Source organism: Cellvibrio sp. KY-GH-1, from assembly GCF_008806975.1.
Lineage (GTDB): Bacteria > Pseudomonadota > Gammaproteobacteria > Pseudomonadales > Cellvibrionaceae > Cellvibrio.
Window position 1 is genome coordinate 1,562,165 of the sequence record NZ_CP031728.1, and the last position, 12,062, is coordinate 1,574,226.

Annotated in this window: 7 protein-coding genes; 3 read left to right on the forward strand and 4 right to left on the reverse strand. The window is 48.9% G+C overall.

Features of this window, described 5'->3' with window-relative positions:
- Positions 1-34: 34 nt before the first annotated feature.
- Positions 35-1,564, reverse strand: a complete 1,530-nt coding sequence (gene rmuC, locus D0C16_RS06655; RefSeq protein ID WP_151031590.1) for a DNA recombination protein RmuC — start codon at positions 1,562-1,564, stop codon at positions 35-37.
- 111 nt (positions 1,565-1,675) lie between these two features.
- Between rmuC and murI the strand changes: the two genes are divergently transcribed.
- Positions 1,676-2,524, forward strand: coding sequence for a glutamate racemase (murI, locus tag D0C16_RS06660; RefSeq protein ID WP_151031591.1), 849 nt, complete (start codon positions 1,676-1,678; stop codon positions 2,522-2,524).
- 36 nt (positions 2,525-2,560) lie between these two features.
- On the opposite strand, the gene D0C16_RS06665 is transcribed toward murI, so the two are convergent.
- Positions 2,561-3,073, reverse strand: coding sequence for an HPP family protein (locus tag D0C16_RS06665; protein WP_151031592.1), 513 nt, complete (start codon positions 3,071-3,073; stop codon positions 2,561-2,563).
- 254 nt (positions 3,074-3,327) lie between these two features.
- Complete coding sequence (locus D0C16_RS06670; protein ID WP_151031593.1) at positions 3,328-4,746, reverse strand: MFS transporter; 1,419 nt, start codon at positions 4,744-4,746, stop codon at positions 3,328-3,330.
- Between the two features lie 339 nt (positions 4,747-5,085).
- Here D0C16_RS06670 and D0C16_RS06675 point away from each other — a divergent pair, with 339 nt between their 5' ends.
- Positions 5,086-7,803 carry a PD-(D/E)XK nuclease family protein gene (locus tag D0C16_RS06675; RefSeq protein ID WP_151031594.1) on the forward strand — a complete coding sequence of 906 codons (2,718 nt, stop codon included), beginning with the start codon at positions 5,086-5,088 and terminating at the stop codon, positions 7,801-7,803.
- The gene (locus tag D0C16_RS06680; protein ID WP_151031595.1) at positions 7,803-11,447 is read left to right on the forward strand and encodes an exodeoxyribonuclease V subunit beta; all 3,645 of its coding nucleotides are present in this window, start codon (positions 7,803-7,805) and stop codon (positions 11,445-11,447) included. Before D0C16_RS06675 ends, D0C16_RS06680 begins: the two co-directional genes overlap by 1 nt.
- Before the next feature lie 27 nt (positions 11,448-11,474).
- Here the strand turns inward: D0C16_RS06680 and D0C16_RS06685 are convergent, their stop codons facing one another.
- Positions 11,475-12,059 carry an ACP phosphodiesterase gene (locus D0C16_RS06685; protein WP_151031596.1) on the reverse strand — a complete coding sequence of 195 codons (585 nt, stop codon included), beginning with the start codon at positions 12,057-12,059 and terminating at the stop codon, positions 11,475-11,477.
- Between the last annotated feature and the right edge of the window lie 3 nt (positions 12,060-12,062).

The following is a 12,062-nucleotide window of genomic DNA, read 5'->3' on the forward strand; positions in this document are numbered from 1 at the left end:
CGCCAATCAATTAACACCTATCGGTAAAAATCAATCAGCTATTTTCGCCAGTGTCTTCCGTTATTTCTTCCAACAACAGCGTGTCTGCTTCGACCCCGGCATCCTCGAGCAACGCACCAGAAATACTACGCTTGGTTTTTGCTCCCAGGCGTCGAATATCATCAACACGTTTCACCAAGTTGCCGCGCCCCGTTTGCAGACGCTCGCGCGCCTTAGCGTAGGACTCCTGGGTTTTATTGATGGCATTACCAATTGCATCCAACGATTCCAACAAGAGTACAAATTGGTCGTGCAGCGCCCCCGCTTCTTTCGCGATGCGTTCGGCATTTTTATTTTGCTTCTCATACCGCCAGATATTTTCTACTGTACGCAAGGTTGCAAGCAAGGTCGTTGGACTAACCAGTACGATGTGGCGATCATAGGCTTCGCGATACAGCGCTGGCTCATGCTGCAACGCAAGCATAAATGCCGCCTCAATCGGGATAAAAATAAAAACGAAATCCAGCGCTTTTATACCATCTATTTTTTCGTAATCTTTAATACTTAAACCCTTGATATGACTTCGCAGCGAGTTGATATGCCCCGCAAGAAATTGCTTGCGTTCAGATTCATCATCACTGCTGCAATATTTTTCGTAATCGACCAATGAGCACTTGGCGTCAATCACTATATCTTTACTTTCCGGCAAATGGATAATCACATCCGGCATTAACCGGCTACCGTCGGCACCGGTGAAATTCACCTGTGTATCGTATTCGCGCCCTTTCTGTAAGCCGGACTCTTCCAGCAAACGCTCCAGCACAACTTCCCCCCAGTTGCCTTGGGCTTTGGTATTGCCTTTTAGCGCTTGCGCGAGGTTAACGGCATCCTCACCAATTTTTTGCGCCTGCTTCTGTAGCTCGACCACCTGACCAGCCAAGCGATTGCGCTCGGCATTTTCTTTTTCGTAAACATCTTCCACTTTTTTGCGAAACTCACTGAGCTGTAGCTTCAGCGGGTCCAGGGTGCTATCCAACAACGTCTTACTATTACTGCTGAATTGTTGTTGCTTGTTATCAAAAATTTTATTGGCGAGATTTTCGAACTCCTTGGCCAGATCTGCTTTGGCGTTTTGCAACAGTGCCAGTTGCTCGGCGAAATGTTTGCGCTCTTGCTCGAGGCGAGTTTGCAGCTCAGTGGTATTTTTTTCTAGCAGGGTCAGTTGCTCATCTTTGCGCTGCGATTGCTCCTGCAAAGCGTCGAAGTGACGGGTTTTTTCGCGCAACCCCGCAGATTCCTGACGACTTTCCCCCAGCTCCTGCTGCAACAGTTGCACCTGCTGCTGGGCGCCTTGGAACTGGCTCTTCAGTTCAACTAATTGTTGCTTGAGTTGGGCAGACTCTTGCTGCAGGCTGGCCTCACGCAAGGCGTGGCTATGCTGCACTTGCTGTTGCGCGGCCTCCAGCTCAACGGTTTTAGCCAATATCGCCTGGTCCTGGCGACGCCCCAGCAACCAATACACCAGCAACGCACCAATGACTACTCCCGCCAAGGCGGCCAGAAGGAGAATAAGGGATGAACTCACAGGAAAACTCCAGAATGTAAACGCCGCTAGGCATAAATGGCCCCGGCCGTTAAAATCGGCAGCCATTTTAGCAATACTTGCCCACTTTCAGGCGATTTGATTGACCCGCACATGACCGATTCCCTAAGTAGCTCTACTCAAACCAACACAGATTCCAGCCTTGAGCCGCGCGTTCTGGTGTTCGACTCCGGTGTTGGAGGCTTGAGCGTAGCCCGTGAAATTCAGCAACGCTTGCCTGGACTATCACTGGTTTATGCCTCGGATAATGGCTTTTTTCCTTATGGCACCAAGGGTGAAGCCGAGTTGATTGCCCGGGTGGACAAGGTTATTAATACCCTGCTGCGGCAATACCCGGTCGATATTCTGGTGATCGCCTGCAATACCGCCAGTACACTCACCCTGCCCCATTTACGCAGCCAGCTGACTTTGCCAATTGTGGGTGTTGTCCCCGCCATTAAACCTGCGGCGCAGCAAACACAAACAGGGGTAATAGGTTTACTCGCCACGCCCGCTACTGTGGCGCGCCCTTATACCCATGAGTTGATTCGTGAATACGCGCCCCGATGCGAAGTCATTTCATTAGGTAGCAGTGAATTGGTACAGCTCGCAGAACAAAAATTGCGCGGAGAAAGTATTGAACAAGCGGCGATCGCGCAAATTATTCATTCATTGCTTGCGCATGAGCAATCAGCCCACATGGACAGACTGGTTTTAGCCTGCACCCACTTCCCGTTATTAAAAGAAGAGCTTGCTACTGAGTTGCCCGCAAGCGTTCAAATGATTGACTCTGGCGAAGCAATTGCACGGCGAGTTGAATACCTACTACAAGGCAGGATGGGAACTACCGCAATACCATCAGAAAATATTGCGGTATTTACCAAACAAACCACTGAAGCAGAACGACTGGAAGCAGCGTTGAAAAATTTTGGAATTTATCGTCAGGATTATTTGGCAATCTAACTCGCGGGTCCGCTCCATAGCCGCCCGTTACATTGCTTAGCTAACCAAACGCAATTCATGCCCATCCGGTTGCAGGTGACGCAAAATATCCATACTGGTAATAACACCCACGGCAATTTTGTGCTCGGTGACAACCACTCGGTGAATATTATTGCGCACCATGACCGCAGCAACCTCACTCACACTAGCATCCTGCCGGACACTAATAATTTCTTTTTGCATAATTTGATGCACGGTGCAGTTTTGTTCAGCACGGCCACTCCACTCACGCAAACTGGTTTCATCCAGATCAATTTCACAACTTTCTCGATAATAGTTGCGCAGCGCTTCGCGGCGGCGGCTCTCCTCCATGTTGCTGAATTTAAAAATATCCGACACGGTTACCACGCCTACCAGCTCATGGTCAGAAGCAATAACCGGGGCACCAGAAATACCGTGCTTGATAAAAAAATCGGCCAAGCGACGAATAGTCCAGCCCTCATAGGCGCTCAGTAGCATTTTACTCATAATGGTCTTGGCGGTTGCGGCGTTATTATTAGTTGCAGACATATCAGGTTCCTCATGCAAGTTTTTCTGCGGGAAAGGGAAACGCCACATAAGTATTGACCGTTAAATCAATCAGGGCAGACATAACTCGTAAAATGCTGACTAATAATTAGATTGTTTTGGCATTAAAGGCCATTTAAAAAACGAGGAAGCAACTATGGTGACCAATAAAAAACCGCCGGCAGTTAGCTGACGGCGGTTTTTCAGGATCAAGGAATTATTGAATTAATTATCAACAATACTGTAAACAATAAAAATTACAAATCGGTAATTGGTTTGTATTTAGGAACCAGCAAACGCATAACAAACCAGGCGATTAGGTAAGCGGTTGCACAGATCGCAAACATAATGCTGTAACCCATCGCGGTATTACCCATTTTTTCAAAGTGATCAAACAATCCACCGCCCAGCTTATTCAGCAACACGCCACCCATACCGCCGGCAAATCCCCCGATCCCCACAACTGAACCTACCGCTTTTTTCGGGAACATATCAGACACAGTGGTGAAAATATTGGCTGACCAAGCCTGGTGCGCGGACGCACCCACAGCAATCAGCAGAATGGGAATCCACACCGAAATGTGCCCCAAGGGTTGGGCCAGCAACACCACCAAGGGAAACAGGGCAATCACCAACATGGCTGTACGGCGTGCATTAAACGCATCCATCCCCTTTTTAATGAAATAGCCGGGGAAGGCACCGCCGCCGATACTACCGAACATAGTTAACGTATAAATAAGCGCGATCGGCAGCGCAATTTCAGTTTTTTGCATGCCGTACTGTTTACCCAAATAGATTGGCAACCAAAACAGGAAGAACCACCAAACACCGTCGGTCATAAATTTGCCGAAGGCAAAAGCCCAGGTTTGACGGTAGCTCAAGAGCGTAAACCAGGAGGTTTTTACCTGCTCTTCAACGGCTTCACTTTCAGCAACGTCAGAGTTGATGTAAGCACGCTCGGAATCAGTTAGCCGCTTTTGCTCGCTCGGCTTGTCGTACCACACCCACCAGAACACAATCCACGCGAGGCCGATGACGCCAACAATAATAAATGCCCACTGCCAACCCCACATCACTCCAATAACCGGTACAGTCAAAGGGGCAAGGATTGCACCTACGTTAGCGCCCGAGTTAAAAATACCCGTGGCAAAAGAGCGCTCTTTTTTGGGGAAATATTCGGCGGTTGCTTTAATAGCCGCCGGAAAGTTACCCGCTTCACCAAATGCCAGCACGGCGCGCGCGATCATAAAACCGGCTACCGAATAGGCCGTAATCGCAGCTACACCATTCACAGTACCGCTGGCCTGGTCGATATCCGCCAATCCAATCCAACTCAGGAAGGTATAAAAACCAGCGCCCATTTCGTAGGCAAACGCATGAATTGCCGCACCGACAGACCAAATAGCGATAGCGATGATGTATCCGTTCTTGGTGCCAAACTTATCAATAAAGCGCCCCGCAAAAATCATGGAGATCGCATAAACAAAGGTAAAAAGGGCCGTGATATTGCCGTAATCGTTGTTATTCCAATGGTAGAGTTGCATCAACTCTGGAGACAGCAGGCTTAATACCTGGCGATCGAGATAGTTAACCGTGGTAGCGAAAAACAACAGACCACAAATAGTCCAACGGTAGTTGCCAACGGACTGTTGGCCAAGGGCGGTTTGCTGGTTCATAAGGTCACATGCTTATAGTTATGGAATACAAAGGGAATCATAGCCGCGTTAAGCAAGATTGCTAAAAAGTCACGCCGACTAATGAAACACTCACCTGTTTGTATTGACCTTAGGTGCCGGGGGTATCTGCATAAGCACTGATGAAGTAGATGCAGATGAAGTATTTGGTGCTATTTATTATGCGGCGAAAATTAGCATGTTTCCCGCCACCAAACAAGCCGCAAGGATTGCAAAGTCGTTGTCCAACAATTACTTATCTGCTGACTTATAACCAAAAAACTGTTGCCTAACCGACTCTACTGCCATAATTGCCCAACCTCACTAGCGTCAGAAAAAATCATGGTCGATACCTATTTCGATATAACCCCCTACTTGCCAGCCATCAACAACGGCGAATTGATCATTACGGCTAACAATCGCCTGCGCAACCACATGTTGCGCGCTTATGGAAAGCGGCAGCAGCAACCGGTTTGGGCCAGCCCCCGCATTTATTCGCTCAGCCAATGGATCGACCTCAACTGGGCACAATTGCAGCGACGCGCCTATGCGCCGGCTGCGCGTCAAATTATTAATAACCTGCAGCGCCAGGCATTGTGGGAAAAAATCATCAGCCACTCGTCGCTCGCTGCCGCCCTCTTACAGCCAGAGCCGCTGGCCCAAGCGGCAGATAGCGCTCTGCGCAACCTTGAATTGTGGCAGCTAACCGAAGAGGACGTACGCAATGCGGAGCCACAATTGAATGTGGCAAGTAATAGTTACTGCTGGCTCACCTGGCTGGGGGAATTTCGCGCAAAAATTGCAAGCCTGGGGTTTATTACGCTGGAAAATGCCATCGCAATTTTAGTTGATGCCTGTCAACATTTTTCGATTCCGCAAGAACCGGTAATCCACCTCACCGGCTTTGACGACATTCCACCGCTGCACCAGGATTTAATCAACAGCGCCTGCCAGCAGTTAAATACCATCAAAATAGAAAACCAGTCGGTGCAATTGCTACGCACTGAAACCAATAGCATTGAACAGGAAATTCGCAGTGCCGCGCTTTGGAGCAAGCAGCAACTGGAGCAAACCCCGGAGGCGATGATCGGCATAATTGTGCCCAACCTCGGTCAGTGCCGTGATCAGGTGGAACGCATCTTTGTCGAGGTCTTCGAACCACTGGCACTGCTACCAGATCAACCGCGCTACACCTTACCGTTTAACTTTTCCGCCGGCACCCCGTTGGGCGCGACACCGATTATTGCGGCGACCTTGGATTTATTGGAGTTACAAAAATCCACGTGGGATCTGGAAAGTATTTGTCATCTGTTGCTGTCGCCTTTCTTTAGCGATGCCGACAACGAACTCGTATTGCGAACCCATTTGATTACCTCATTGCGCAAGTTGGGAAAATTTACCATTAGCCTGAGCGATATTCGCTACTTCTGTAAAAAAATAGCGGATCAACTTGGCATTGCTGAAAACGACACCAGTTTAAGCACACGCTTAATTCAATTGGAAAATTATCGCCGCCAAACCTACGGCAATCACAGTGCTCACTACTGGAGCGATTTTTTTCAAAGCCATTTGAATTTACTCGGTTGGCCAGGTACACGCCGGTTGGATAGCCAGGAGCACCAACAACTCAGTCAATGGAATAGCTTACTGGAAAATTTTGTGCAGCTGGACAACACCGGGATTCAATTTTCATATCTCGCGGCTGTGCAACAGCTCCGCACCATTGCAGGTAAAACACCCTTTCAGGCGCAGACGCCCCATTCGCCAGTTCAAATCCTTGGTGCGCTGGAAGGCGCCGGTTTGCAATTCAGCCATTGCTGGGTGATGGGCTTGCATCATCGCCAATGGCCACCCGTGCCCGCACCTAATCCGTTACTGCCCACTAATTTACAACGCACCCACAAAATGCCGCACGCCAGTGCTGAACGTGAACTGGCATTTGCACGGGCGTTGACGGCGCATTATCGCCAATGCGCATCACAAGTTATTTTCAGTTCGGCACACAACGATGACGGCAGTGAACTCAGCCCCAGTGCCTTAATACGTAGCTGGCCACTCACGCCGGTTCAGCAACTCATCGCAAGTGAACAAACCGCCAGCGCACACAACTACCAACAAATAGCCGCACAAAAAGCGCTGCAACCTATTCGCGCGGCACAAGCACCCGCACTGCAAATTGCGGAAGAACCGGTGCGCGGTGGTGCCAACTTATTTAAAGAACAAGCCGCCTGCCCGTTTAATGCCTTTGCGCGCTTGCGTTTAGGTGCGACACGTATCGATGACCCCATCGCCGGTTTCACACCCATTGAACGCGGCAATTTATTGCACGATGCACTGGCAGTTATCTGGCGCGAATTAAAAAATCAAGCAACGTTATTAGCACTGGATGATGCCGCACTTACTACTCTGGTAAATCACACCACGCAAGCGGCGGTAGATACCGTCAAACAAAAACGCGGCACCAGTATTGGTGTTATCTATGCACAGCTTGAACAAGAGCGCTTGCAGCAATTAATACTGGAATGGCTCGCACTGGAAAAAATGCGGCCGGCATTTAGCCTGGTGGCGATTGAGCAGGAGGTTGAAATTGATTTCGCTGGATTGCCTCTAAAACTACGCATTGACCGTATCGACCAACTTGAACAGAGCGGCGAATTAATTCTGATCGATTACAAATCCGGTAGCCCCAGCGTTAAAAGCTGGCAAGGCAACCGTATGGACGAACCGCAATTACCGCTCTACGCTGTCACGTCAGAAAGCCCGGTAACCGCTATCAGCTTTGCGCAGATTAACGCCAAGGCCATGAAATGGCTGGGTACGGGCGAATTGCAAATACAACACCCGGGTATTGAAACTGGAAAAATCAGTTGGCAAGAACAAATAGATACCTGGACACAGGATTTACAACAACTCGCCCAAGCATTTATTCAAGGCGATGCGCGCGTAGATATGAAAAACTCAACTGCAGCACAATATGCTGAAGATTTATTACCGCTCAACCGCTTACTGGAACAGGACGCCGTAGAAAATTTCCTACAGGTAAATGGAGGAGCTAACTAATGTCACAGTCAAATTTCGACTTTGGATCACCGGTTAATTTCACTCCAACAACCAATGGCAATGTAGCAGCAAGCAACACCAATGAACCAGCGAGCCACCAGCCGATTGACCAGCAAGTTCGTTTTGATGCATTAAACCCGCACAATTCTTTTGCGGTGTCCGCACCTGCCGGCTCAGGCAAAACCGGCTTATTAACCCAACGAGTACTAACTCTACTCGCGCATTGCGAACAACCGGAAGAAATTCTCGCGATCACCTTTACGCGCAAAGCGGCCGGCGAAATGCAGGACCGGATAATCCACGCACTCTGGCAGGCAGCAGAAAATCCGCAACCACAAGATCCACACGCACTGCGCACCTGGCAACTCGCGCAAAAAGTGTTGGAGCGCGACCAAGAACTGCAATGGAATTTGTTGCAAAGCCCACAACGTTTACGCGTGCAAACTATCGATAGTCTGTGCCGTTCTATCACCAAACAATTACCGCTCGCCAGCGGTATAGGGGCACAGCCGGATACTCTGGAAGACGCCGATCAAGCCTATCGATTGGCCGTGCGCGAACTGTTCACATTGCTCGAACAGGATTCTCCGTTCCGCGCGGATTTAACGCGATTGCTGCGCCATATGGATAACAATCTGAATTCCGTCGAAAATTTATTAACCAGCTTGCTCGCCAAACGCGAACAATGGTTAGGAGTGCTTTTGCAAGCACGTCATGAAGACGCGCGTCGCTATCTGGAAAGCGTATTGCAATTAGTCATTCGCGAACATCTGGAACTGGTTGCAGAAGCACTGCAATTGCACAGCAGCGAAATCTGCAGTATTGCCGATGCCGCAGCAACCAACCTGCAACAGGAGGGCGAACGCAAAAATCGCATCCACGAATTACAGGGCATTAGCGGAATTCCCCTTGCACAACCTCAGGCCGTTTCCGAGTGGCTTGCTATCGCGGATTTATTACTAACTAACAGCGGCACGTATCGCGCACGACTAACCAAAGCAGAAGGATTTCCTGCCGGCAAAGAAAATGCTGAATTAAAAAATCGGTTCAGCGATTTGATTGCAGCAATTACCGATACGTCGCCCGGAACTGAACAATTGCTCCACGAAATACGAGCATTGCCGGCAGCACACTACGCCGAACACCAATGGCAATTGTTAGATAGCCTCACCAGCATCTTGCCAATTTTAGCGGCCCAACTGACCCTGGTATTTAAACAACTCAGCGCAACGGATTACACCGCCATTAGTCAGGCCGCACTGATTGCACTGGGCGAAGAAGATTCCCCAAGCGACCTCGCCCTGCAACTGGATTATCGCATTCGCCATATTCTGGTGGATGAATTTCAGGATACCGCCAGCCCACAGCTGGAACTGCTTAAAAAATTAACCAATGGCTGGCAGGCGAACGATGGTTGCACCTTATTTATCGTGGGTGACGGAATGCAAAGTTGTTATGGATTCCGCAATGCCAATGTCGGTTTATTTCTGGATGCACGCCAACAAGGCATAGGCTCAGTCGCACTGGAAGCACTCGACCTGCGGGTAAACTTTCGCTCACAAGCCGGTGTCGTTAACTGGGTGAATGACATTTTCAAAAATGCATTTCCTGCTCAAGATGATATCAGCCGCGGCGCGGTAAGTTATTCTGCTTCCGTTGCATTCAAACCGGAATTAGATCGGGAATTACATGGTAACGCCGTGCAATTTCATATCAGCAGCTACGTGTCTCAAGATCAGTCAGACAAAAATGGCGATGAGGAAGAAGAAGGTGTTTCCCGCTCTTCCAACCCAAGGCAAACTGCGCAATGGCAGGAAGCAGAAAAGGTGGTTGGGTTGGTGCAAGAAGCACGTCGCAAAAACCCGGACGGTAGCATCGCTATATTGGTGCGCACCCGCAATCATCTACAAAAAATATTGCCAGCGTTAAATGCAGCTGGGTTAAGTTATCAGGCTACTGAAATCGATCGCCTTGCAAGTCGTATGGCGATTATGGATTTATTGTCGCTCACGCGTGCACTGTTAAATCCTGCAGATCGCATTGCCTGGCTGGCAATTTTACGCGCGCCCTGGTGCGGGCTGGACAACCATGATTTACACCGTATTACCACGGCGTCGCTTAACGAATTAAATCCACGCACCAGTGAAACCGCCTTCAGCGTCATCTGGCCGCAACTCCAACACTATTCAAGTATTTCCGGAATTAGTGATGACGGCCAAAAAATTCTTTCACGTGTTGTTCCGCTACTGCTGCAAACATTAGCGGAGCGCTACCGCAAACCCCTACGGCAATGGATTGAAGGCCTCTGGCTGGCGTTAGGAGGACCAGCCACCTTATTGGATGAAAATGATCGCGATAATATCCAGAGCTTTTTTGCGCTGTTGGACAAACACCAGCAAGGCGGCAGCATTCGCGACTGGCAAGCTTTCCATCAAGCCATTGAACGTTTATTTGCCGCACCGCAGGCGGATGCTGATGCGCGTTTACAAGTCATGACGATTCACAAATCCAAAGGATTGGAATTTGATACCGTAATTATTCCCGGCCTGGATCGCAGTGCGCGTAAAGACGACAAGCAATTACTGCTCTGGCAAGAGCGAATTAATCATAGTGGAGAGAAACAATTACTGCTCGGCTCTCTTGCACCCACCGGTAAAGACGAGGACAGCCTCTACACGTTTATGCGCCGGGAGCAGGAAAAGCAACAAGCGTTTGAATCAACTCGGCTGTTATATGTAGGTTGTACCCGTGCCATCAAGCAATTGCATTTACTGGCTTGCATCAACAACAAAGAGGAAGAACTGCAAGCGCCGGCAAAAAATTCATTGCTCCATGGAATTTGGCCATTAGTTAAAGAGCAGGCCAACATTATTACGCGCAGTAATAGTTACTCACCCGCAGCAAAGTCGGAATCTTTCATTACCGATCAACCTGGATTGCAACACATTTTGCGCTTGCCGCCGCAATGGCAATTACCTGCATTGCGGGAAGTTACCTTGTTAAAAAAATATCGCGGCCATGAATATGATTTGAGCACCAACGAAGAATCACTCACAGAGCACCCGAAAAACCCGCTCAACCTACCAGAGCTGGAAACGACCAGCGCGCGCCTGGCTCGCCATACCGGCACAGTGATCCACTCTGCCCTGCAAGCACTAGTGGAAAATAAATTAGTCTCTGCAAGCACCTGTGTACAAGCTGAGGTGTTTATTCATCAACAACATGCCTTCTGGAAAATCCAGCTCCAACAACTGGGTTGGAACGGCGAACACTTGCAAAATGCCCTGCAGAAAATCAGCGCCGTTATTACTAACACATTGAACAGTGACACAGGCCGCTGGCTACTCAACTGTGAACATACCCAAAGCGCTTGCGAATTATCGCTGATGCAAAGAGATCAGCAGGATGTGAAAGAATCCATTATCGACCGTACCTTTATCGAAAATGGCACTCGCTGGATTGTGGATTACAAAAGCAGCGAACCGGATGCCGCTGAAACACCGGAGGCATTTTTCGCGCGGGAAATGGAAACCTACAGGGGGCAACTACTAGGTTATAAGAAACTCATCGCCGCAACAGAAACTTTGCCGATTAAAACCGCGTTATATTTGGTGAGTGTTGGCAAGTTGATTGAAACACCATAACTGAAACCCCGGGCTATACTCGGGGTTTTAATTTTCTTGCGTATGGAGTTTTACATACTGTTTCAATTCGCCAAAAAATTCGAAAAAGTCGGCCTCATAGAGGCCATACCCGGCTTCCAGGACTTCCGTCGCCTTCGCCAGGTTTGCCGGGCGCCGCAGCCGCAGGTCAATGCGCCCCAACGCAACTTCAACACCAGAAATATCCGTATAGGTTTCAAAAATCTTGTGGGTAAAAATACGTTGAAATTTATAGAATATTTCTTCAGGAATCTGACCCTGAACGGTTAACAGGTCTGCATAAAAACCATTGGAGAATTCGCTCAAGCTGAGCGTGGAATAATTAGCCCAATGTTTTGCCAGGAAATGATCATAAAAAACATCCGTTAGAATACCGCCGAACCGCCGATAGTTTGCGGGAAAGCGGCTAATACCAGCTTTTACAATCGGGTGAGAATCGGTGAAAGCGTCTATCGCCTTATGACAAAGAATGCCTTCCTGATAGGAACCTGAAAACGTTTTTAATTCAGTAATCGACACCAAATCCGGCAATATATTACCCACTCGAAACTCAATATTCGGTTTGGATAAATAGGCGTGCGCCAACCAATTCATGGA